At 66.6% G+C, this 22,858-nt stretch carries 20 protein-coding genes; 10 read left to right on the plus strand and 10 right to left on the minus strand.

Annotated features, from left to right (window positions below):
- Nucleotides 1–75 precede the first annotated feature (75 nt).
- Nucleotides 76–4,473 (plus strand): hypothetical protein, encoded by a 4,398-nt coding sequence (locus VYJ16_RS16135; protein WP_336351341.1) that lies wholly within the window; start codon nt 76–78, stop codon nt 4,471–4,473.
- Between the two features lie 117 nt (nt 4,474–4,590).
- Nucleotides 4,591–5,328: a hypothetical protein gene (locus VYJ16_RS16140; protein ID WP_336351342.1), complete on the plus strand. Its 738-nt coding sequence runs from the start codon at nt 4,591–4,593 to the stop codon at nt 5,326–5,328.
- 63 nt (nt 5,329–5,391) lie between these two features.
- Here VYJ16_RS16140 and VYJ16_RS16145 read toward each other — a convergent pair whose 3' ends face one another.
- The 4 genes from VYJ16_RS16145 to VYJ16_RS16160 all read right to left on the minus strand — a co-directional run bounded on the left by VYJ16_RS16145 (nt 5,392) and on the right by VYJ16_RS16160 (nt 10,954).
- Nucleotides 5,392–6,657, minus strand: coding sequence for a Cdc6/Cdc18 family protein (locus VYJ16_RS16145; RefSeq protein ID WP_336351343.1), 1,266 nt, complete (start codon nt 6,655–6,657; stop codon nt 5,392–5,394).
- Nucleotides 6,658–7,544: 887 nt separating this feature from the next.
- The gene (locus VYJ16_RS16150; RefSeq protein WP_336351344.1) at nt 7,545–8,129 is read right to left on the minus strand and encodes a hypothetical protein; all 585 of its coding nucleotides are present in this window, start codon (nt 8,127–8,129) and stop codon (nt 7,545–7,547) included.
- A gap of 496 nt (nt 8,130–8,625) precedes the next feature.
- The gene (locus VYJ16_RS16155) at nt 8,626–9,717 is read right to left on the minus strand and encodes a halocyanin domain-containing protein (RefSeq protein WP_336351345.1); all 1,092 of its coding nucleotides are present in this window, start codon (nt 9,715–9,717) and stop codon (nt 8,626–8,628) included.
- A gap of 91 nt (nt 9,718–9,808) precedes the next feature.
- Entirely contained in the window at nt 9,809–10,954 is a 1,146-nt protein-coding gene (locus tag VYJ16_RS16160; RefSeq protein WP_336351346.1) for a multicopper oxidase domain-containing protein, read from the minus strand.
- Between the two features lie 226 nt (nt 10,955–11,180).
- Here VYJ16_RS16160 and VYJ16_RS16165 point away from each other — a divergent pair, with 226 nt between their 5' ends.
- Nucleotides 11,181–11,558 (plus strand): helix-turn-helix domain-containing protein, encoded by a 378-nt coding sequence (locus tag VYJ16_RS16165; RefSeq protein ID WP_336351347.1) that lies wholly within the window; start codon nt 11,181–11,183, stop codon nt 11,556–11,558.
- Nucleotides 11,555–11,836 (plus strand): DUF7521 family protein, encoded by a 282-nt coding sequence (locus VYJ16_RS16170; protein ID WP_336351348.1) that lies wholly within the window; start codon nt 11,555–11,557, stop codon nt 11,834–11,836. Before VYJ16_RS16165 ends, VYJ16_RS16170 begins: the two co-directional genes overlap by 4 nt.
- A 75-nt stretch (nt 11,837–11,911) precedes the next feature.
- Here the strand turns inward: VYJ16_RS16170 and VYJ16_RS16175 are convergent, their stop codons facing one another.
- Both VYJ16_RS16175 and msrA read right to left on the minus strand, forming a co-directional pair.
- Nucleotides 11,912–12,487, minus strand: a complete 576-nt coding sequence (locus VYJ16_RS16175) for a DoxX family protein (protein ID WP_336351349.1) — start codon at nt 12,485–12,487, stop codon at nt 11,912–11,914.
- A 136-nt stretch (nt 12,488–12,623) separates the two neighbouring features.
- Nucleotides 12,624–13,160, minus strand: a complete 537-nt coding sequence (gene msrA, locus VYJ16_RS16180) for a peptide-methionine (S)-S-oxide reductase MsrA (RefSeq protein ID WP_336351350.1) — start codon at nt 13,158–13,160, stop codon at nt 12,624–12,626.
- Between the two features lie 359 nt (nt 13,161–13,519).
- On the opposite strand from msrA, the gene VYJ16_RS16185 reads away from it, so the two are divergent.
- The 5 genes from VYJ16_RS16185 (at nt 13,520) to VYJ16_RS16205 (ending at nt 18,721) form a co-directional block, all read left to right on the plus strand.
- Nucleotides 13,520–13,849, plus strand: coding sequence for a 4Fe-4S dicluster domain-containing protein (locus VYJ16_RS16185; protein WP_166042126.1), 330 nt, complete (start codon nt 13,520–13,522; stop codon nt 13,847–13,849).
- 248 nt (nt 13,850–14,097) lie between these two features.
- Nucleotides 14,098–14,952 carry an electron transfer flavoprotein subunit beta/FixA family protein gene (locus tag VYJ16_RS16190; RefSeq protein ID WP_336351351.1) on the plus strand — a complete coding sequence of 285 codons (855 nt, stop codon included), beginning with the start codon at nt 14,098–14,100 and terminating at the stop codon, nt 14,950–14,952.
- Between the two features lie 2 nt (nt 14,953–14,954).
- Nucleotides 14,955–16,610, plus strand: coding sequence for an electron transfer flavoprotein subunit alpha/FixB family protein (locus VYJ16_RS16195; RefSeq protein ID WP_336351352.1), 1,656 nt, complete (start codon nt 14,955–14,957; stop codon nt 16,608–16,610).
- Between the two features lie 5 nt (nt 16,611–16,615).
- On the plus strand, nt 16,616–18,292 hold the full coding sequence (locus tag VYJ16_RS16200; protein ID WP_336351353.1) for an FAD-dependent monooxygenase: 1,677 nt from the start codon (nt 16,616–16,618) through the stop codon (nt 18,290–18,292).
- Between the two features lie 6 nt (nt 18,293–18,298).
- The gene (locus tag VYJ16_RS16205; RefSeq protein WP_336351354.1) at nt 18,299–18,721 is read left to right on the plus strand and encodes a DUF8055 family protein; all 423 of its coding nucleotides are present in this window, start codon (nt 18,299–18,301) and stop codon (nt 18,719–18,721) included.
- Nucleotides 18,722–18,732: 11 nt separating this feature from the next.
- Here VYJ16_RS16205 and VYJ16_RS16210 read toward each other — a convergent pair whose 3' ends face one another.
- The 4 genes from VYJ16_RS16210 to VYJ16_RS16225 all read right to left on the minus strand — a co-directional run bounded on the left by VYJ16_RS16210 (nt 18,733) and on the right by VYJ16_RS16225 (nt 22,098).
- Nucleotides 18,733–20,628, minus strand: a complete 1,896-nt coding sequence (locus VYJ16_RS16210; RefSeq protein WP_336351355.1) for a cation:proton antiporter domain-containing protein — start codon at nt 20,626–20,628, stop codon at nt 18,733–18,735.
- 108 nt (nt 20,629–20,736) lie between these two features.
- Nucleotides 20,737–21,162 carry a universal stress protein gene (locus VYJ16_RS16215; protein ID WP_336351356.1) on the minus strand — a complete coding sequence of 142 codons (426 nt, stop codon included), beginning with the start codon at nt 21,160–21,162 and terminating at the stop codon, nt 20,737–20,739.
- A gap of 2 nt (nt 21,163–21,164) precedes the next feature.
- On the minus strand, nt 21,165–21,314 hold the full coding sequence (locus VYJ16_RS16220; protein ID WP_336351357.1) for a zinc-ribbon domain-containing protein: 150 nt from the start codon (nt 21,312–21,314) through the stop codon (nt 21,165–21,167).
- A 7-nt stretch (nt 21,315–21,321) separates the two neighbouring features.
- Nucleotides 21,322–22,098: an Lrp/AsnC family transcriptional regulator gene (locus VYJ16_RS16225; protein WP_336351358.1), complete on the minus strand. Its 777-nt coding sequence runs from the start codon at nt 22,096–22,098 to the stop codon at nt 21,322–21,324.
- Nucleotides 22,099–22,336: 238 nt separating this feature from the next.
- On the opposite strand from VYJ16_RS16225, the gene VYJ16_RS16230 reads away from it, so the two are divergent.
- Entirely contained in the window at nt 22,337–22,774 is a 438-nt protein-coding gene (locus VYJ16_RS16230; RefSeq protein WP_336351359.1) for a universal stress protein, read from the plus strand.
- The last annotated feature ends 84 nt before the right edge of the window (nt 22,775–22,858 follow it).

Consider the following 22,858-nt stretch of genomic DNA (forward strand, 5'->3'; position numbering starts at 1 on the left):
GCGGAGATGTCGAAGGATATACTCGGCGGGCTCCGTCCGGTCGGCGCGCGTGACGGAGTCGGTCGCGGAGGAGTCATGGAAGGCATCATACAGACGGTTACACCTGCGGAACTGTGCGAGGCGGTCACCCCCGGCGAGGCGACGCTCGTCCTCGGGGCGCCGCGGGTCGGGAAGTCGTATCGATTGCGGGGTCTCGGCGCGTCAGTCGAGCGCTTCGATGCGTTGACTGCCGTGGACGACGACGAACTCGGTATCGTCGACGACCTCGCCTCCGCAGTGATGCGTCCCCGCGACGTCCCGTGGTCGGTCGACGAAGCGCGGTCCGAGCTGCGGACCGCGTTCGCTCACCCGGGAGGCGTCGTGCTCGTGACGCGCCCCCGGAGCCTCGACTGGCTGTGCCAGCGGGGACTCATCGACTCCAGCGCCCTGCTCGAGTCCCTCGACACGGTGCTCGTCGTGCGGACGCCGCCCGCTGACAGCGACGAGGCGGTCGACGAGATCCGGGACCGTCTCAGCGAGCGAAGCCCTCCTGGACTGACGCCGGCGGAGCGGTCCGCACTCGTCGAACGGGCCACGTACCCCAGGTACGCGTTCGTCGACGAGCAACTCCGTGAAGGCGTCGGCGTCGTCGAGGAGACGGTCGTCCCCGCGGCGTTCCTGTCGCTCTCGAAGCACGGGTCGGAGACGGTCCTCGTCGGGTCGGACATCAGAGCAGCGGTCGACGACCACGACGTCACCGTCGACCCGGTCGACGAAGCGACGTTCCACGCCCTCTCCGCGCTCGATCCGCGTTCCGACGGCGAGCGACGCCCGGGGAGTGGACGGTGGTCGGCGGACGCCACAGCGCTCGCGCTCGTCGCGAGTTCGATACTCGCGGACGATACCGCGTGGCTCGACGCGTTCGTTCGACATCGACCGTTGGCCGGGGCTGCCGAAGCGATCGAGGACGCCGTCGGCCTGGCACCGGGAACGGTCGCGGCGCTCCGCGCCTTCGGCGCCGAATCGACGCGGGCGAGTATCGAAGCGCGACTCGCCGCCCACGCAACCAGCGAGTGTCCCCCCGACGACAGCGAGAGCGCGCTCGCAGATGCGAGTGAAGCGGTCGGCGCGGTTCGAGCGGCGATGCGAGCGGTCGGTGCCACGCTCGACGAGAGTGCGATAGGCCCCGACGAGTACGGCTCGTGGCCGCTCGTTGCCGCCTGGCACTGGGACGACCCCGACGCGCTACACGCGGCTGCCGAAGCCCGAGCCTTCCCTGACCCTGACGTCGACGACCCGGATGAAGACGGCGTGGGAGGGGTGACCGTCGACGAGGTAGTCGACGCCCTCGATGGCGGATTGGTCGTCGTCTCTGGGCCGAACGCGAGCGGGAAGCGGCGCCTCGCGGCGCGCGTCACCACGGCACTCGCTGCAAGGGGTTCGACGGTCAGACTCCCCGACCTCCGCCAGCCCGACCGTATCGCGCTTGCCGTCGATGCGACGCCCGACGCGGTCGTGGTCGCAACGTACGGCGCCGAACCAGCGAAGATCGTGAACCAGGCGGGCGTTCGAGCGCTAGCGGACTGGGTGACCGACGGAACGTGCTCCGGCGCGCTACTCATCTGTGACGACGAGTACCGCGAGCAGCTCGCCGCTGCCGTCGAACGCACCGACTGTGGTGACGTCGCGAGCTGGCGCGACCGAAGCGAGTTCGCGCTGGCCCAGCTTGCGGGTGACGCCGCGCGGACTCCTCGGTCCGTCGCGGACGACCTGCTGTCGGCGATGGACTGGCCGACGACCACGCACCCGTCTCGCCACACGGTCGACGTCGACGGCGTTGCCGCGCAGAGTACGTTCGCGGCGATCGTCGGCATCCCGGACGCGTCTCTCGACCCGTCGTTCGTGGGTCGAGTGGTCGCCGACGCCATCCGCGTCGTCGCGCGCACGGCTCGACCGACCGCCGCAGCGACGTGGCTCGAACTGGTCGATGACCTCGTCGCGGACGTCGGACGGAACCGGTGCGATTCCGACGGCGCCATCACGTACCGAGGGTCGGTCTACGGGACTGCGATGGCGGCCGTGGCGGCGGCGGACGCGACGACCGACGAGTGGGTTCGAGCAGTCGCCGACCGCGCGGTCGCGCTGACGAACGAGACGGCGACCCCGCACGGCCGCGACGCCGTCGGCGGGGACCGCGAGCCGTTCGTGCACGCGTTCGCGCTCGCCTTGCGGACGCTCGCACGGCCGACGGACGGAACGGGACCGAAGCACGGTGCGCTCGCGTGCGTCGACCACGTCCTGCATCGAACGGTCGACGCTGGCGCACTCACGGAGGAGCCGGATTTGACGCTGCTCGCGAGGGTCTACGGCGAGTTGACACGACAGGTCGTCGATGACGTGGGGGACGCGTCGACCGCGGAGCGCGCGCTCGCACCGGTCGCGGCGCTCGTGCAGCAGGCAGCTGCGACCAACGACGACCGGTTCGCGGCGTTCGTCATCGGGACCAGTCTCGGCTCGACGCTCGGCGCCGTTGCCGGGTCGTCCGCGAACCCCGAGGACCTGTCGACGTGGGTGGACGCGGTGGGCGCGCGAATCAGGGAATCGGTCGCGTTCGTGCAGCGACAGGAGGACCGAACGAGACTCCTCCGAACCGCCTACGCGGACGCTATCGGGGGCTGGGCATTCGAGTACGACGGTCCCGGCGACCGCCTCGAACCGTGGCTGGAGGCGGTCGGTTCGGACCTCTGCCGTTCTGCGTCGACCGCTGCCCCGGAGGACCCCGCCTCGTTCGTCGTCGACGTCCACGAGGAGGCGATCCGTCGCGTCGTCGACTCCCGAGAGCGCGACCGCGCGGAGTCGTTGTTCGACGCGGCCGAGCGACTCGCGGACGCGTTCGCGGCTTCGGGACTCGTCGAGACAGCGGACGAATCTCGACCGTTCGAGCCGGAGGAGGACGCTCGAGTGCGCTTGCACGCAGCGGCGTTCGCGGCGTTCGCTCGCGTCGAACGGGACGACCCGGACGGCGCCGGCGAGAGCGCGTTCGGCTCGGGCGCACTGCCGTTCCCCGACGCCCCGGGAGTCGAGGACTGGATCGAGGCGTACGACCGAGCGCTACGACGGTCGGTGGATACCGGTGCGAGTCCGGAGCGTGGAACCAGTACCACAGCCATCCGTACGCGGCCGGCCACCCGTACGCAGCCGGCCACCCGTGCCCTGGCCGCCGTCTATCGCGGGGCGCTGTCGACGCACGTCAGTGGGTTCGACGACGATTCCACGACGGGCATCTCGCCGCGCGGCGAGCGCGTCTGGTTCGACGCACTCACCGACTGCATCGAATCCACCGCCGTCTCGACCACCGCGGTCGGGGATCCCGTGACGTTCCTCGGTGACGTCTTCGGCGGTGCGGCAGCGAACTGGGCGGGCGACGGGGCGTCGAGTCGGACTCAGGAGTGGGTCGACTCCCTCGTCGCCGCGTTCCGCGAGTGCCGCTGGCGGATCGACGGGCCCTCGAAGGTGGCGTGGTTCGACGCCTTCGCCGAGACCGACGCAGCCGTCCTCCGAGCGGTACTGGCGCGAACCGACGTCGGCGAACGGACTGCCGACCGACTGAGACGACGCGTCCTGGAACTGGTTCGGACGGCGGCGATCGCCGTGGACAACCCTCCACATCCCGTCGCGTACGTCAGTACCGTCTTCGGAACCGCGCTCGCGCTCGCGGTCGAAACGAACGCCGAATCGGTCAGGTTCGGCGTCACAGCAGTCCTCGATAGCCTCGAGGACCAAGACACCATGGAGCGCCTCACCGACGACAGCGTGGACGCTCTCGAGCGAGTGTACGCACGGGCACTCGTGGTCGTCGGTCGCACCAACAGCGAGCACGTGAACGTCGCCGAATGGTTGGACGTCGTCGTCGAGCGCCTCGTAGCGACCGCGAGCCGCGAGCGACCAGAGGACCCGGCTGCGTTCGTCGCGAACGTCATCGCACGTGCCTACGGGGACGCGGTCGACGACAGCAACGACGCGTGGCGTCGACGTCTCGACGCCGAACTCCACACGTACGCCGAACGAGCGGACCTCGATGAACCCGGCGAGTTCCTCGAAGCCACGTACGCCGACGTGGTGGTCGAACGAACCACGCACGCGCAGCGTCATTCCACGGTTTCCGCGTGCGTCGACGCCGTGCGTGAGTCCCTCGAGACGGCGCGTGCCGACGGACTCGTTCGAGGTGACGACTCAGATCGAGGTGACGACTCAGTTCGGGGTGACGACTCAGATCGAGGTGACGACTCAGATCGAGGTGACGACTCAGTTCGGGGTGACGACTCAGCGGTGCGGACGTTCTCGCGAGCCGCGAACACGCTCCGAACGGCCGACCCACATGCGCGTGCAGACGGTCTCCATCGGCTCGACCAGGCACTAAGAGCGGTCAGCGGGGCCGAACTCGCCGACGTCGTGCTCGACCGCGACACCACGCCGACGGATTCGAAGGAGTAGACACCCCGTTCCCGATTCGACCGGAACAACGGGATTGGTCCCCCGGTTGCTACGACGGACCGGATGCAAAGTCACATCTACGCCCGAACCGAACGACAGCGTAGGACTGAACCGCCAATGGGAACACTGGTACTTGACATCGAGACCGCGAGCCCGTTCGAAGAACCACCCGAGAACGCGAACGAGACGCGGTACTTCGAATGGTTCGCCGTCGCACTCGCGTACGTCGACGACCTCGACGACACCCCGGAGACCGCAGTCCTGTTCCGCCGCGGCGACTGGGCTGACACCCACACGACCGACCTCTTCGAACGACTGTTCGACTACTGCGAACAGCGAACCGTCGACCGAGTCCTCACGTACAACGGTGCGTGGTTCGACGCCAAGCACCTCCTCAACTGGGCCGCAGACCTCGACGCGACCTCCGACAACGAGATACACGCCCGAACCGAGCGCCTCTTCGAGAATCACGTCGACGTCGCACTCGCCGCCGCCGACGAGTACGCCGACGAACTCTGGGACGACCAACACATCCTCCCCGACTGGAAAGCATACGACCTCGCAGGCATCGACAACGACAGCGTCTGGTACGACGACTACGAGTTCCCCGACACGTACCTCGACGAGATCGACGGCAACGCCATGCAGGGGAAACACATCGGTCGAGTCATAGGTGAACGCTACGTCGACAACGTCACCGCCGGCATCGAAGCGACCAGCGTCCACAGGGAACTCACTCGCCTTCTCGAAGACTACTGTCGGAGCGACGTCGCCGACCTCGTCGACCTCTACACCGCACTCGGCGGCGCCGACCTCGACGACACGTATCGTCGCCCGCCGAACACCATCCGGTGACGCCCTCGCATCCTCCGGTGACGCCCTCGCATCCAGAACACCGCGGTTCTCTCGAGAGCCCGTTCAGTACTCGGTGAGCGTCGCGTTCTCGCCGTCGGTCACGACCTCGCGCGGGTCGATGTCGACGAAGTCCATCACTGAGTCGTGGATACCGACCGATTCGACGGTCTCCTCGAGCGCCGAGAGGACGAGTGCGGGGTCGAGGTCGAGCGCGTACTCGCGGTACGTCCCGCCGCGACGCCCCTCGTTCCGCTCCGTGACGCTGATGATGCCGAGCATCGCGAGCTCGCTCAGGTGATCGCGCATCCGGCGTGGAACGAGCGGATCGCGGTTCGCCAGCTCGGCGAACCGCGTGTACCGCGGGCGGACGTCTCTCGACCGCACCGGCGTATCGCCCTCGAGGTCGAGCGTGACGAGCGCGTACAGGACGAGATGCCCGTGCTCGGTGAGGCCACCGATACCCTCCTGGATGCGGCCGCGTTCCAGTTCGTCCCGTCCAGCCTCCACGTGATCCGCGGTGACGGTCTCCGTCCCTGCTTCGCGCGCCATGTCGCCCGCGCTCATCAGGAGGTCGAGGCTCTGGCGAGCGTCCCCGGCGTCCTTCGCACCATAAGCTGCACAGAGCGGGATGACCTCGTCCGCGAGGACGTCGTCGTGGAACGCGACGTTCGCGCGCTGCGAGAGGATCTGTCTGAGGTCGTTCGCGTCGTACGCCGGGAAGTGGATCTCCTGTTCGCACAGCGACGAGCGGACCTTCGGTGACAGGTCGTCGCGGAACGAGAAGTCGTTCGAGATACCGATGATACCGATCTTCGCGGTCTCCAGGTTCCCGTTCGCTCTCGCTCTCGGGAGCTGGTAGAGGATGGAGTCGTCCTCGAGGTGGTCGACCTCGTCCAGGACCACGAGGATGGTGCCGGCGGCTTCTTCGAACTCGCTCCACAGCATCTCGTAGACGGACGCTCGCGGATACCCGGTCGTCGAGATCTGGTTCGTCTCGTCGCGGAACTCGTTGACGAGTCGAGTTGCGACCTGGTACGACGAGGTGAGGCCGTCGCAGTTCAGCATCGCGACGGTGAGGTCGATGTCGTCGAACTGGGCGGCGTCCTCTCGGAGGTGCGCGAGGAGGTATCGGGACGCGGCGGTCTTCCCGACGCCGGTCTTCCCGTAGAGGAAGATGTTGTCAGGTTGTTCTCCGTTGATGACGGGTTGGAGGGCTGCCTGATACGTGTCGAGTTCGTCGCTCCGTCCGACCAGTTCCTCGGGCTGGTAGTCCTCCCGGAGCGCATCCCGGTCGGTGTAGATGTTCGTGTCTCGCTCGAACAGCGCCATCTTACACGGAAGGATGTGAGGGGATACCATAAAACCACCGTGTCCGGAGTGTCCGCGGTTTCCGCTGTTCTCGTTTCTTTAAGTCAGCCCCGCGAACACACTCCCCCCACTGTGTCCGCTGTTGTCGGTGGGAGAGGTGGGGGGAGGGGTCATAGAGGAACTCTGAATGACGGTAAAGTTTATTACCCCTGCTAGGCTATTGGTCCGTAGCCTCTCCAAATCCAGTTTTATGATAAGAAGTTATGGTAAGAGAGCTAGCAGCTAACGGCAGGAAGTGTCTTTCTGTTTTCACGTCCCCGTCCTGTTTCGTTGCTGTCGTCCTGTACGAACGCAACGTCAGCACCCCACCCCCACTCCACTCACCGAGAACTGCGGACATGGTGGGGTGGGTGTGTCAGAAGTCGTTCGTCGACAATCCAGTCGCCCGCGATGTGACTCCAGGTGGACGTCAGCTGTCGTCACCCGGTCGACCTCGGGGTCGGACGAACGGTGACCCGCTACGAACGGGCGTTGGCGAGTGAACGGCAGAACCGTCCTCTCAGCGCTGCTCGATATCGTTCTACGCTCCAGAATCCGCTCTCCTTCTCGCTGATGCAGGCGGAACCTTCCGTCGCGGCCGGAGCTTCCGCCGGACGCGAACGCGATCCATCCGGCACGACCGGTTGCACCAACGATCGAATAACACCACGATATCCGCAATAACACCACGACGTCCGCAGTTATCGCTGTGCGATCCCAGCCGACACCCCACGATGTCCGTTGTTCCTACACCGCCAGCCAACGTGGAACAGCGGACGCGGTGGGGGGTGGTGGTTGGATGGGAACTCGACAGGTGATGGTCGAAGCGCGACTCGACAGCGACAGGAAACAATCGAGCAGGCAGTGCCTCAGTACCCCAGTAAGGGGAGCCAGAGCAACTGGGAGAAGCCGACGATGACCGCGAACGCGACGGTGAAGACCGCGACTCGCTTGGCGAACACACCGATCGATGCCGCGTCTTCTCTCGGGAACGCCCCCAGGGCTTCGTAGACTTCGTACGTGACGAAGAAGAGTCCAATTCCCCAGAGAACAGCGGTCAGGTGGGCGTAGTACAGATGCGTGATGTACTGACTCTCGAGTCCCAAGACGCCGTGGAAGAGCGTCGGGAAGACGCCGCCAGCGAGCGCGCCGGCGACGAGCGCAACCGCGTAACTGACGTTCCCGCGAGCGTCGTTCCAGACACCGCCGACGTAGCGAGCGACCAACCGTTCGGTCGGTGACACTCCATCGGGGTACTGGTGCTTGAAGAAGCCCGATGCGATGACTGCGCCCACGGTCCCAGCGACGATTCCGACGATGGTGACGCCGTGCGCGGGGCTGCCAGTGATTGCACCGGCGAGGTAGCGGATCGCCAGGACGACGAACGCGACGACGAACGGGATGGCTGGACGGGAGAGCGGCTCCCACTGCTTCACGAACGATTGGTCGGCCATGTCCCTCGATTGTTGCTCTACCTACGTGAGTAAGTACCTCATACTGGCTGGATACCGACGACTGAGGAGGAATCCAGGACAGTTGTCACGGAATCGCCATCTGTGCTCTCTCGGACACGGTATACGAGCCCACATTGAACGACCTCGCTCGTGCTGTACAGCGGAGCGAGCTCGCGTTGTACGGTTAGCTCGGACCGTCGAAGAACGCGAGACGCGGTCGGCGAGGAACCGACCAGCAGGTGGTCCTCTTTCACCGTCGTTCGAATGACCGGGAATCGAAATAATCGAGTAGCTAGCAACTACTTCGACGTCCGCCGGTGGTTCGACCGCTCCGGAACCACGGCCCGCGAACCGCGCGCGATCGCGATTCATCAGACGATTTCACAGGTTCCCCGACGGACTCATACGGTCCCTCGACGGACTCATACGGTCCCACGACGGACTCATACGGTCCCTCGAAGAGCTCATACGTCAGTGCGGTCAGTAGTCTTGGACGTCAGTGCGACCTGTGGCCCCGGGGTGGTTCGGACGTCTCCGTGACGTCGTCTTTCGCGTGCAGGAACGCACCGAAGAGGAGCGGGGAGAGGAGTGCGCCTACTAACCCAGCGACGAGACCGTACAGCCAGAGGTCGTCACCGCCGTCTGTAGCACCGTCGCTCTCCTGTCCCCCGGCGGCGTTCGGGGAGCCGACGACGACAGCGCCTTTCATCCCCATCGGTTTGTGTGGCCCACAGTAGTACTTCGAGATGCCAGCGGCGTCGAACGTCCGCTCGAACGTAGTGCCCTCGCTGCCCTGCATCTTGGACTCGTAGCTGCCGTCCTCCGCGACGACGTTGTGCGACCCGCCGGCGCCGGTCCACTCCCAGGTCACCGTCGTTCCGGGGTCGACCTGGACTGCCGCGGGCCCGAACGCGTACGCACCGTTGTTCCCCTCCGCACCGACCGTTATCGTGACCTCGCTCTCGCCGGTACGGTCGACCGTCCCGTCGAAGTTCGCGACGTTCTCGAACCACCCGTCGTAGTCGATGCTGTCGTCCCCAGCACCGGAACCGTTCTCGGCGTCGCTCGCAGCGCCGCCCGTGGACGGAACCGCGACCTCGACGTCACCGACGACGACGGCGCCCTTCATCCCCATCGGCTTGTGCGGCCCACAGTAGTACCGACTGGCGCCGGCTTCCTCGAATGTCTGCTCGAACGTATCACCGTCGTTGCCCTGCATCTTGGACTCGTAGCTGCCGTCCTCCGCGACGACGTTGTGCGACCCGCCCTTCCCGGTCCACTCGAAGACGACGGTCGTCCCCGGGTCGACGCGGACGACGGCCGGTCCGAACGCGTACGAGCCGTTGTTCCCCTTCGCACCGACCTCGACGGTGACCGTCGACTTCCCGCGTTCGTCGACGATACCGTCGAAGTTCCCGACGTTCTTCAGCCAATCCTCGAGCGAGGCGTCCGCGCTCGCACTCGCGGATCCGCCGCTCGCGGCAGCCGGGGCGGCGCCGACGGCAGCTGTCGAGGCCGCTGCAAGCCCTGCTTTCATGACGGTGCGTCTGTCGTACCGCGCTGCGCGGCCAGTGAATTCGTCGGTCATCAGTTGAGTTCTGGTCCGTTTCTTTGGTCCGTGGTGGGCGTCCCGTTCCGTGATTCGAAGGTGTGCGTGGAGCGTCGCGGACGACGCGCGTTCAGCCGTCGTAGCCGGCGTACTCCATCAGTTGCTTGAAGATGTCCGTCCCCATCGCCTCCTTGTAGACGAGGCCGCCGAGCATCCCGCCGGGGTAGAAGTTCCCGTTCATCACGTGGTTGACCTTGTGACAGTGCATCAGGTAGATGCCGGGGTCGGCGTCGGCCTCGAACTCGATGGTGTGGCGTTCAGCGGGCGCGATGTTCGTGATGTCCATCTCGTGTCGGGCCGCTTCCGGAATCGTCCCGCCGTCCTTCTCCACGCGCGTGAACCGATGGTTGTGGATGTGCATCGGGTGACTCATGTAACCGCCGTTGGCCAGGTGGAGGCGGACGGTGTCGCCCTGTTCGACGATTATCGGACTTCCGTCCTCGGGGTGGAGCGTGCGCGGTGCGCACTTCCCGTTCACGGTGAACACGTCGGGTCTACGGTTCCGTGGGTCGTACTGGACGTCTTCGCCCGCCATCTGGCGGGAGAGCCGCGAATCCCACTCCTTGAACCCGAGGAAGTACTCCTTGTCAGCGGGTTCGTAGCCCTTCGGGTCGACGCGGAAGATCCCCCACATCCCCATCTCGATGTGCCGCTGGGTCTGGTAGTGGCAGTGATAGATGTGCGTGCCGGGGACGTTCGCGGGAATCGTGTACGTGTGCTTCTCGCCGGGGTCGACGCGGATGCCCGTGGTCGTCGGGACGCCGTCGTCCTCCCACTTCTTGGAGACGCCGTGGAAGTGCAGCGTGTGCGGGCGCTTTCCGTCCGTGTTGTCGAGCGTCACAGCCATGTCCTCGCCTTCGGTAGTGCGGAGGATGGGGCCGGGGACGCTCGGGTCGCCGTCGTCGGCGGAGAACGCCCACACCCGCGGCAATTCGACGGGGCCACCCATGGCGTCGCCGGGGTGGGGCTTGTGAACGGCGGGCTGGGACTTCATGGTCACGGCCCCGCCCTGTTCGTCGACGTTCACGACCTCTGGCGGACTGGTCTCCGGGAGGTCCGCGGTCGTCGCGCCGACGTCGTTCGTCGTGGTCGTCGTCTGGTCAGTTTCGAACGCGGTCGTGCACCCTGCGAGGCCGACCGCGCCCATGCCACCGGTCGCCGCTACGAATTCGCGTCGCGATACGCCAGTGCCGGGAGCGCCGATACGTTCCGTCATTGTACACCTACACCTATCGACCCCTACTTGAACCCGGCTTCGCTGATTCTCGACGCCGAAAAACCGTTCTCACGAGATTGGAACGGGCGGGGTGCCGACCCGAACCCGTTCGGATTCGACCCCGGGAAGGTCGTGGAACCGGCGTCGCGAGGTGGTGAATTCGGCCGACGCGTTCGGGGCGGGACGTCGGCAGGTTTTTGAGGACTCCCCGAGGAGGCCGAAACAGATGGTGCGGGACCCGTTCGTTGACGACGCCGAGCCGGACCTGCAGGCGGTCCTGGACGCGCTCGACGACCCGAACTGTCGGAAGATAGTCCAGGCGATGTCGGGGGCGATGACGGCGAACGAGGTGTCGGACGCGACCGACATCCCGTTGTCGACGACGTACCGCAAACTCGACCTCCTGACGGAGGCGTCGATTCTCGACGAACGCACGGAGATCCGGTCAGACGGCCACCATACGACGAAGTACGTGCTCGCGTTCGAGGCGGTCGAGATCGGGTTGACCGAGGACCGCGAGTTCGCTGTCGATATCTCGCGGCCCGCGCAGTCGGCGGACGAGCAACTCGCACAACTCTGGAACGAGGTACGTAAGGAAACATGAGCAGTCACACACCGGCTCTGGTCGTCGCACTGAAAGCAATCACGCTGGCTCTCGGAGGCCTCATCTCGTACCTCTCGTATCGCGCGTACCGGCGGACGGACGCGCGAGCACTCGGTTATCTCGCGCTCGGGTTCGGCGTCATCACGCTCGGGTCGCTGCTCGCGGGCGTGTTCGACCAGTTCCCGACCGGATTCGAGCGCAATACCGCGCTCGTCATCGAGTCGGCGTTGACGGCCATCGGGTTCGCTATCATCACGTACTCGCTGTATTCGGAGTGAAAGAGCGGCCGCTCGAGGACGGTCAGTGAAGCGAGCTGAAAACGGGCCGAAAGAGCCGAACGAAGACTCGGCGACTTAGCCGAGGATGTAGTCGAGACGCGGGTACTTCTCGAGGAGCGTCTGGCCGTCCGCGAACTCGTAGGTCTCGACGTAGCGGTCGAGGCCGATGATGCGGCCGGCGCCGAACGCGGCGATGGCGAGGAACACGAGGACGTACGCCATGTCGCTGTTGACGAAGCCGTGTTCGACGGCCCAGTTCCCGAAGTAGAACATCGTCATCATGAAGGCCCCGAAGAACGCCGCGAGGCGGACGAGGAGGCCGACGATGAGGCCGAGGCCGATCGCGATCTGGCCGAACGGGACGGCGATGTCGATGAACGCGAGGAACCAGGTGGTGTCAGCCATCCACGCGTACATCCCCGCGAGGGGGTTGCCGTTCGCTGCGGCGCCGAACGCGAGGTAGCCTTGTGCGGTCCAGGCGCCCTCGAGGACCTTGCTGAGGCCGGCGCTGAGGAACGCGTAGCCGAACATGAGTCGGAGTGCGAGGACGAACCACGCGCTCAGGGAGTGGGCTTGACCGTTGACGGTGATGCCGCCGATGGTGCTCTCGAACTTGTTCGCGGATTGTTTGGTGGTGGGGATGGATGCCATATTAGTTCAACGAGTAGAGAGACGATACCCGTCCCCATATAAAGAGAGAGTGGTTCTCGGGTTGAGAGAAACGCTCGCCGCCGTGACCGCTTGCCAGCGGCTGGCCCACAGCAGCCGGTTCGACGCGGCCGCGTTGTTAGTCCGCTTTGACCTGGTCGCGGAACTGTTCGCGGACCTTCTTGATCTTCGGGTCGGCGTGGAACGTGCAGTACCGGTCGTTCGGGTTCTTCTCGTAGTAGTCCTGGTGCTTCGCTTCGGCCTCGTAGAACGTCTCCAGTGGCTCGACCTCGGTGACGATGTCGTCGTCGTAGACGTCCTCGTCCGCGAGCCCCTGGATGAACGTCTGGGTCAGTTCGCGCTGCTCGTCGGTCTCGTAGAGGACGATGGAGCGGTACTGGGTGCCGACGTCCGGGCCCTGTTTGTTCAACTGGGTGGGGTCGTGGATGGTGAAGAAGACGCGCAGGAGGTCCTCGTACGCGATGGTGTCGGGGTCGAACTCGACGCGAACGACCTCGGCGTGTCCGGTATCGCCCGAGCACACCGCGCGGTACGATGGATTCTCTACGTGCCCGCCCGCGTACCCGGACGTGACCTCGTGGACGCCTTCGAGTTCCTTCATCGCGGCCTCGACGCACCAGAAGCAACCGCCGCCGAACGTCGCTGTCTCGCTCATACCCGAACGTAGGTGCGACGGCCGTAAAGGCTTGTCTCGGCGGACGGTCGTTCCGGATTCGGCAGTGGGTCTGGGGTTCGCGTGTTAGTCCGTGGGGTTCGCGTGTCAGTCCGTGGGGTTCGCGTGTCAGTCCGTGGGGTTCGCGTGTCAGTCCGTGGGGTTCGCGTGTCAGTCCGCGCCGCCGACGGTGTGCGTGGCGGTGGAACCGTGAGGTTCAGGGTGGTGGACGCGAAGGGACGTGTACGAACGGTCCGCCGACATTCGCCACCCGAACTGATTCGGCCGCCGCGCTTGCTTGCGGTCACGGGATGTTCCTGGTCGAAGTTTTAAGTACTAGGGCTGAGTGGTGTAGGGTACCAATGGCCATAGACCCGAACTTCGAGCAGAATCGCGACGTCGTGGAGCAGCACGACGGTCACGACGTGTGGGGGCCGGTGGACGAACCCGAGGAACTCGGAATCCACGGGACGCACGTCGCCGTGGACTTCGACATCTGTATCGCCGACGGCGCGTGCGTCGAGGACTGTCCGGTGGACGTCTTCGAGTGGGTTGACACGCCCGATCACCCCGAGAGCGAGATCAAGGCGGACCCGGCGAACGAGAGCCAGTGCATCGACTGCATGCTCTGCGTCGACGTCTGCCCCGTCGACGCCATCGACGTCGACCCCGGGCGCGCCGGTCGGAGCTGACGGACGCTATCCTGCCGCCCTCTCCGATCGGTTCGACGGCGTGCACGACCACCGGTCGGTCGTCGCAACGGTGCGTCTACTGACGTCGTGAAGCGGACGCTGTACGTTCTGCGGGCCTGAAGCGGACGCGGCTTCGAGCCGTGTCCTCTCGTAGCCGACGGAACGGTCGCGTCACGTGATAATCACCGACACAGTGATAATCCCTCCCTCCGCCTTGCTAGTCGAACACACCCTCGGTGATAGATAGCATGTATTCAGTCGTACTGACGAAAGGGGTCCCCGACTTCCGCGAGGGGGTGGTGTCGTTCGACGAGGACGGCCACCTCGAGCGCGGGGAGACCCCCACGGTGATGAACCCGAACGACAAGCACGCCGCGCGCGCGGCGCTCCAGACGAAGGTCCGCCACGGCGGCGACGTGACACTCATGAGCATGGGGCCGCCGGGGTACGGCGACGTCCTCCGGGAGGGGATGGAAGACGTCTACGGCGACGACTGCGTCCTCCTCTCGGACCGCGAGATGGCGGCGGCTGACACGTGGGCGACCGCGATCACGGTCGCGACCGGCATCCAGAAGTTAGAGGAACAACCGGACCTCGTGTTCGCGGGGTTCAAGACCGCTGACGGGGAGACCGGCCACACCGGCCCGCAGGCGGCGTGGTGTATGGACTGGCCGATCCTCACGCACGTGATCTCGCTGGACGTCGACGAGGACGAGGGCGTCGTCCGCGCGAAGCGACTCGTGCAGGGCGACGTCGAGGAGATCGAGACCGTCGAGGCCGAGCTGCCGGCGTTCGTCGTCACGGACCCGGAGTTCGAGCCGACGTACCGGCGCGCCGAGCACCGCCTGAAGCACAAGGACCTCCGCGAGGAGACGCAGGCGCGCGCGGCTGACCACGAGTCCGTGATGACGGTGTGGGACCACGAGGACCTGAATCTCGACCCGGACTACATCGGGCTGGACGGGTCGCCGACGATCGTCGGCGGCGTCGACCCCATCCCGAAGGCGCCGAGCGAGCGGGAGGCGACGGACGTCGACCCCACTGACTCTCAGGGAATGGAGCAGGTCGTCGAGGAACTCGCGCCGTACGCGGGAGGTGACTGACCATGGCTGTATTCGACCCGAACGACTTCGACATCAGCGAACTCGGCCCGAAGGTGAAGGACGTCGAGGACGCCGACGACCTGGAGGAGGTCCTCGAACGCGAGAAGGAGGGGAAGAACCGGGACGCGGTGAAGACGCTCGTCCAGAGCCGCATCGACAAGCTCCACGACGAGGACGAGGACGCAATCGACTACGAGGCGCTCGACCCCGGCGAGTACACGGTCGCGGAGATGGCGAACCTCGTGCGCGACGTCGACGACGCGGACGCGCTCCGCGGGATGCTCGAACGCGAGGAAGCGGGCGAGGACCGGTCGACGGCGAAGGACCGCATCCAGTCGCGTCTCGACCAGTTGGAGTCGAGCGACGACGACGGCGAGGAGGAGGAGTACGTGCCGCCGGAGGAGAAGTACCCCGAACTCGACCATCCGACGGCGGACAAGCAGTACGTCCACGGTATCGACGACGGCGAGTACCGCGACATGTGGGTGTACTGCGAGACCCAGCAGGGCGACCTCGTCGACGTGAGCCTGGAGATGCTCGGGAAGGCTCGCCAGCTGATGGACGACTACAACGACCAGTACGACGAGGAGGAGCGCGTCGTCGCGGTCCTCATGGGTGACGACGTCGAGGGGCACGCCGAGACCTGTATCGAGTACGGCGCGGACCTCGTGGTCGTTCACGAGGACGAACGCATGGCGCGCTTCCAGCACAAGGCGTACTCGGAGGTGTTCTGCGACGTGGCGCGCGGCGACGGCCACGAGTTCGGCCGCGAAGACCGCGAGGAGCGCGACTGGCACGACTACGACGAACCGCGGTACGTGCTGTTCCCGGCGACGAACAACGGCCGGGACCTGTCCGCGCAGGTGCAGGCGGAACTGGATTCCGGGCTCGCGAGCGACTGCTCGGGGCTGTACATCGAGGACACCGTCATCTCGAACCCCGCGAAGACGGGTGGGGAGGGCAAGCGCCAGTTCGAGCGCGTCCTCCACATGAAGCGCCCGGACTTCTCCGGGTTCGAGTACTCGACGATCCTCTGTCTGGACAAACCGCATCGGGACTTCCACCCGCAGGGCGGGAGCGTCATCCCCGGGAGCTTCGAGATACCCGAGGCCGACGCGGAGCGCGAGGGCGAGGTCGTGCACAGCGACCTGGAGGCGCCCGACGAGTGGTTCCGCGTGGACGTCCAGGACTTCGACACGCTCGAGGAAGGCATCGACCTGACCGGGTACGACGTCGTCGTCGCGCTCGGTCGCGGCATCGGCGACGACCCGACGAAGGGCATCGAACTCGGCCTCGAACTGCGTGACGCGTTCGAGGACGCGGAACTCGGGCTCTCGCGGGGCGTCATCACGTCCTCGTACAGTTTCGACGGGCACGTCGAGCAGTACATCGGCGAGGACCGCCAGATCGGTGAGAGCGGCCAGGTGGTCGAACCCGACGTCTACATCGCTGCGGGCATCAGCGGCGCCATCCAGCACAAGGTCGGGATGGACGAGTCCGACGTCATCATCTCGATAAACACGGAGCCGGACGCGGACATCCGGGACTTCTCGGACTACTACGTTCAGGGCGACCTCTTCGAGGTCCTCCCGCGGTTGACCGAAGCGGTCGAATCGGGCGAGTTACGACTTGAGGAGATAGCGGCCGGAGACGACTGACTACAATGACTGACGACAGAGAACACTACGAGGCGGTCGTCGTCGGGTGCGGTCCCGGCGGCGCCGCGGCGGCGGCGGTACTGGCCGACAACGGCGTCGAGACGCTCGTCCTCGAACGCGGGGTCGAAGCCGGGTCGAAGAACGTCTCCGGCGGGCTCATCTACGCGGAGGAGTCGGCGCCGTACACGATCGACGACCTCTACCCGGGATTCCGTGAGTACGCGAGCGAGCGACCGATCACGGAGTACCACATCCACAACGTCGCCGGGGACAAGGTCAAGAGCTACGACATCACGGACCTCCACGACCACGACACGGAGTGGTCGGACGCGGTCCTGCGTCGGAAGATGGATTCGTGGCTCGAGCGGCGCGTGCACGAGCGGACTCGGGAGACCGGCGGTGGCGTGGTCACGGGCGTGCACGTGGACGGCCTCATCCAGGAGGACGGCGAGGTGAAGGGCGTGACGTGCGAGGAGCTCGACCCCATCGAGGCGGACCTCGTCGTCGCGGCGGACGGCGTGAACAGCGAGCTGGCGCGCGAGGCGAATCTGATGGACTGGGAGGAGCCCGAGGAGTGGTTCCAGGGCGTGAAGGCGGTCGTCGACCTCCCCGAGGGCGCGGTCGAGGACCGGTTCGGTATCGGCGAGGACGAGGGTGCGGCGCACCTGTTCTCGGGCGACCTCTTCGAGGGCGTCCGCGGCGGTGGGTTCGTGTACACGAACGAGAGCACGCTCTCGGTCGGCACCGTCTTCCACCTCGACAGTCTCGTCGCCGAGGAGGCGGAACCGCACGAGTTGCTGGACGCGCTCCTGACGCACCCGATGCTCGACGAGTACTTCGACGGCGAGTACGACGAGCTCGAGTACTCGGCGAAGCTCGTGCCGGACTCGAAGAAGGTCGCGCACACCTCGCCCCATCGCGGGCGACTCGTGCTCGTCGGTGACGCGGCCGGGCAGATGCAGGCGCAGGGCCCCATCATCAAGGGGATGAACCACGCCGTCACCGCGGGCGCGCTCGCCGCGGAGGCGTTCGTGGAGTCCCGTGCTCGCAAGAGCCGGAAGTCCGAGCCGACCGCGGGCGAACTCTACGAGCGCAAGCTCAAGACCGAGGGCGTGATGGGGAAGCTCCGCCCGAAGCGCTACGAGGTCGCGGCCGCGCTCGGCGAGCGCGACGCCGTCACGGACATCACGGATTCACTGCTCCAGTCGCCGGTCGGGAAGGTCGGGCTGAAGGTCGCGGATTCGCTCGGCGTCGTCGAGCGCGCGTACTCGTCGCCGTTCATGTCGATGTTGATGCCGGACACGAAGACGCCGTACGTGACGCTCCCGACGGTCATCGGGGAGACGCTCGGCGACCGCGTCACCGGCGAGAACACCATCGAGCCGCCGGCGCTCGACGACCGCATCGGCGACCTCACGTACGACGTCGGCGACCCGCACATCGAACTGCTCGACGAGTCCTACGCGGCCAGCGGCGCTGCGGTGTCGGCGTGTCCGGTGAGCGCGCAGGACTTCGGCGGTGGCTGCTATCGCTCGGAGACCGTGAAGACGAACGGGAGCGAGGAGCGGGTCGTCAGTCTCGACACGCAGCCCTGCGTCGAGTGCGGGACGTGCGCGGTCGTCGCGGACACCGACTGGAATCATCCCGCGGGGAACAAGGGCGTCGAGTTCAAGCAGGGGTGACCGAGCGTGGCCGACGCGTCGCGAGACGAGTGGACTGACGCGCGGTCGAGTGAGCGCCGCGACTACGAGGCTCGCGCGGTCGCGCTCCGCGAGCGCGCGACGACGGCGCGCGAGCAGTTCAGCGCGCCCACCGCGCCCCCGGACGAAGAGCGCGCGCTCGCGTTCGCTCGCGACGGCGTCGGCGAAGCCGCGGCGACGTACATCGAAGCTCGCACCGAGGATTCGTGGGTGTACTTCGAGTCCGACGCCTGGGACGCGCTCGAAGTCGGACTGAACACGTATCTCGAACTGTTCGCGGCGTGCCACGGCGTCGACTGCAACCCCGACGTCACCGCCCGAACGGCAGCGGAGACCCTGCTCGACACGCACGACGCGGTCGACACCGCGGCCGTCCTCACGGACGTCGACGTCACCTGGCGGGACGACTGAGCCGAGGACGCTCAGAGGACGCCGGTGTCGTCGCAGTAGTCCTGTGCCTCTCGCACGGCCGCCTTCCCGCCGATGAACGTCAGGTGGTCGCCGCGTTCGACGACGTCCTCCGGCTCCGGGAGTCGGTTGTCGCCGCCGCGCGTGACCAACGCCAGGTGACAGTCGTTCGGGAGCGCCGCGCGGAGCTCCGCCACCGACTGCCCGACCGCTCGGTCGCTCGTCACCTCGACCTCCTGGACGTCCCCCTCGCGGTCTTGTTCCGTCATCCAACGCGCGATACCGGGTCGCTCGATGACGTTGTCCATCGACCACGCCACCGACATCCCGGTGGATATCACTTCGATGTCGAGGTTCTCGAACGCCTCGACGTTGTCCGGTTCGTTGACCCTCGCCACGACGGTGTCCACGCCGAAGGTGTTCTTCGCGAGCTGTCCGACGAGGAGGTTCACGTCGTCGTCGCCTGTCGCCGCCGCGATGACCTTCGCGCTGTCCGCCCCAGCGTGGTCGAGGACGTCCCTGTCGCTGCCGTCGCCGTCGTGCACGGAGAACCCGTCCTGGCGGAGGCTCTCGACGACGTCGCCGTCGGCCTCGATGAGGAGGACCTCCTCGCCGCGGTCCTCGAGCCGCTCGCCGAGCGCGCGGCCGACTCGCCCGCCGCCGACGACGATAGCTCGCATTGGAATCACGTTCAGACCCTGTGCGATGTGACGCGCCAGTCCCCCTTGAAACACGACGGTCACGAGGATGACCAGGAACACCGCGCCGACGAGCGTCGTCGCCGCCTGCGGGTTCGCCGGGCGTAGTTCGAGCGCGAACAGCGTCGCGACGCTCGCCGGGATGATACCTCGCGGGCCGATGGCGCTCATGTAGAGTCGTTCCGCGAACGCGAACCGGTCACCGACCGTGCATAGCATCACGAGCGCCGGGCGAACCACGGCGGTGATGGCGACGACGGCCACGATACCTCCGACGCCGAGCGCGAGGAGGTCGTCGAGCGTGAGGAGCGACGCCAGCGTGATGAACACGAACGTCAGGACGACGAGCGTGAGGTCGCCCTTGAACTGCTCTATCTGTTCCCGGTAGGGGAGCGAGACGTTCCCGAGGAGGAAGCCCGCCGCGGCCACTGCGGCGATCCCGGACTCGGACCCGAGCTCGCCGGCGACACCCAGCTCCGCCGCGAGTATCTCCGCGACTCCGTACGCGCCGAGCGCCGCGATGAGGACGATGAGGCGCGCGTTCTGCGGGGCGTTCTCGACGGAGAGACCGACGTCGTTGAGGAGGTACCAGACGACGGCTGCGACGAGACACCCGACGGCGACCCCGAGCGCGAGTCGCGTCGCGAACATCCCGACGAGCGTGGGGAGGCCGCTCGAACCCAGGAGGAGGTACTCGAACGTCACGAGCGCGAGTATCGCCGCGGTCACGTCGTTGACGACGCCCTCGGTCTCGAGGGCGGACGCCACCCGATCCCGGACTGGGACGACGTCCATGATCGGCGTGATGACCGTCGGCCCGGTCGCCACGAGGAGCGCCCCGACGAGCAATGCGAGCGCCCACGAAGTCCCCAGGGCGAACCGGACGACGACGGCTGTACCGACCAGCGAGAGGAGGGCGCCGACGGTGACGAGCCGAAGCGTCTCGCGGGGTGCTTCCCGGAGCCGGTCGACGTGGAGGTGGAACGCGCCCTCGAAGACGATGATGGCGACGCTCAGCCCGACGATTGCCGGGAGAGCGTCGCCGAACACGGCGGGGTCGACGAGGCCGAGGCCCTCGGGGCCGACGACGACGCCCGCGAGGATGAGGAAGAGGACGCTCGGTATTCGGAGTCGGTCCGCGAGGACCTGCGCGGCCACCCCGACGCCCATTATCGTGACGACGATACCGACGATCTCGGTCGCGGCACTCATCGCTGGAGTTCGATGCGGGGGTGCGGTCCGTCGTCGAACGTCGCGTCGACGCTCGTGGTCGACAGGACGAGGCGTTCGCGTCCGTCGACCGAAATTAGTCGGGCGTGCTCATGCATCGTCCGAAGCGTCTGGTCTGGCGAGTGATACGACGGGGTGGTCGGCTTCGGTGACGAGCCTGAGTGAGCGGTCGCCGGCGAGGAACTGGACGATGCGGTTCCCACCCCGGGGGAGGAAGGCGATGGCGGTGGCGTCCACGTCGTCCGCGACGTCGACGATCCGTTGGACGACGTCACGGCCGTACGCGGTCCGCGTGCGAGCCGCGGGATGCACGCTCCGGAACGCGCTGAAGGCGTCCTCGGCGACGGATTCGGACTGCTCGACCGGCGTCTTGTCCGGGACGCCGGCGCCTTTCTCGACGACGTGCACGACGGTGACGTCGCCGATGTCGTACGGTTCGAGTGCTGTCGCGGTCTCGCGCGCGTCGTCCTCGTTGGCGACCGGGACGACGACGCGGCCGGTGAGTGATTCGGGCATGGTCAGTGAATCTCGTAGTGACTGATATCTCGGGTTCCGCACACCGGGCAGCGTTCGACGGTCGGTTCGACGGTCGTTCCGCAGTTCCGACACTCGGAGACCACGACGACGTCGCGCGTGGCGCCGAGGAGTCGACGCAGGAGGTGTCGCATCTCGAACTCACCCGTCCCCGGTCGTCGTTGGTCGTGCGCGAAACGCGTCGAGGTCCGGTTCGGGCGACGCGCTCCGGGAGAGGACCGTCACGATGTCGTCGGCGGACACGACCGTGTCGCCGTGGGGCGTGAGTTCCCTGTCGTCGCGCTCGATGCCGATGACGAGGGTGTCCTCGTCGATGACGTCGCGGTCCATCGCGGCCGCGAGCGAGAGGCCTGCGATGGGGGCATCGGCGTGGACGCCCACTTCGAGGACATCCGCCTCGCCGGTGAGACTGATGAAGTCGGTCGGTGCGTCCGCGCGCTCGGTGTCCGGCCCGAACGGTTCGTACGGCGAGTGGAACTCGTCCTGAACGAGGTCCTCGTCTTCTATCTCGATGCCGTACCCGGAGAGCGTCCGCGATATCCGTTGGAGGTCGGCGGTCGTTTCGCCGACCGCGAGGACGTGGAGGTTCCCCCGTCCCGTCATGAGCGCGCGGACGTTCACGACGCCCGCCACCGACCGCGCTTTGCGTGCGAGCGCTTCCCGCTCGGGGATGGGGACGTTGCAGATGTAGAGGTTCGTGAGTTTGCCGCCGGCTCGCTCGAAGTCGACCTGCGCGTGGTAACCGCGGACGATGCCGCTCTCCTCGAGTTTCGCGATGCGATTTCGAACCGTCGCGCCCGAGACGCTCAGGGCGTCCGCGAGTGACGCGGCGGTCGTGTGCCGCGCGTCTCCCATGAGCGCGTGGAGGATGCGACGGTCGATGTCGTCGAGCCGGTGGTCGGCTGGTTTGTCTCTCATCTGAAAACGCCTCGATGGTTCGATTATACAAATATACCTCCTAGTATATTGGTTTATGGCTTTGAGAAACCGGGTGTTGATTCGAAATTCGCAATCGTATCCGGGAAGTGTCTGGTCTGGGCGGTGTTTGGTCCGGGCGTGGGGTCGGTCGCGGAACGCTCGAGGGGTCGCTGCCCGACCGGTCGCCGACGAGCGCGAGGGCGAGGTTACTTAGCGCGTCCGCTCGGATGAAGAACAAATGGCTCCCTCGAACGTGCTCGTCCCGCTAGACGGGTCTCCGCTCTCGGACGCGGCGCTCGCACACGCTCTGGAGACGTTCGACTGCGAGATCACCGTCCTGAACGTCGTCGTCCCCATCGACGCGCCGATGAGCGAGGGCGGCATCCTCGAGGACGTCACCGACAGCGACCGCGAGGTCGAGGCGCGCGAGCGAGCGGACCGTCTCGTCGAACGCGCTCGGGACACGGCCGCCGAAGCGGGCCGCGACGTCGACACCGTCGTCGAATCCGGCGACCCCGCCGAGACGATCGTCGAGTACGCCGAGGACCACGCGATCGACCACGTCGTGATGGGCGGCCACGGCGGGAACTCCGGGCTCGCGAGCCGACTCCTCGGCACGGTCGCGACCACCGTCGTCGCGGAAGCGCCGACGACCGTCACCGTCGTTCGCGACTGAGGGCCGGCGATCACCGCGCGTACCGTCGCACTCGAACGTGGAACCGGCCGATCGCGCGGCCGATACCTCAAGCCCCTGGAACCC

Source organism: Halorubellus litoreus (assembly GCF_037081675.1).
GTDB classification, from domain to species: domain Archaea; phylum Halobacteriota; class Halobacteria; order Halobacteriales; family Natrialbaceae; genus Halorubellus; species Halorubellus litoreus.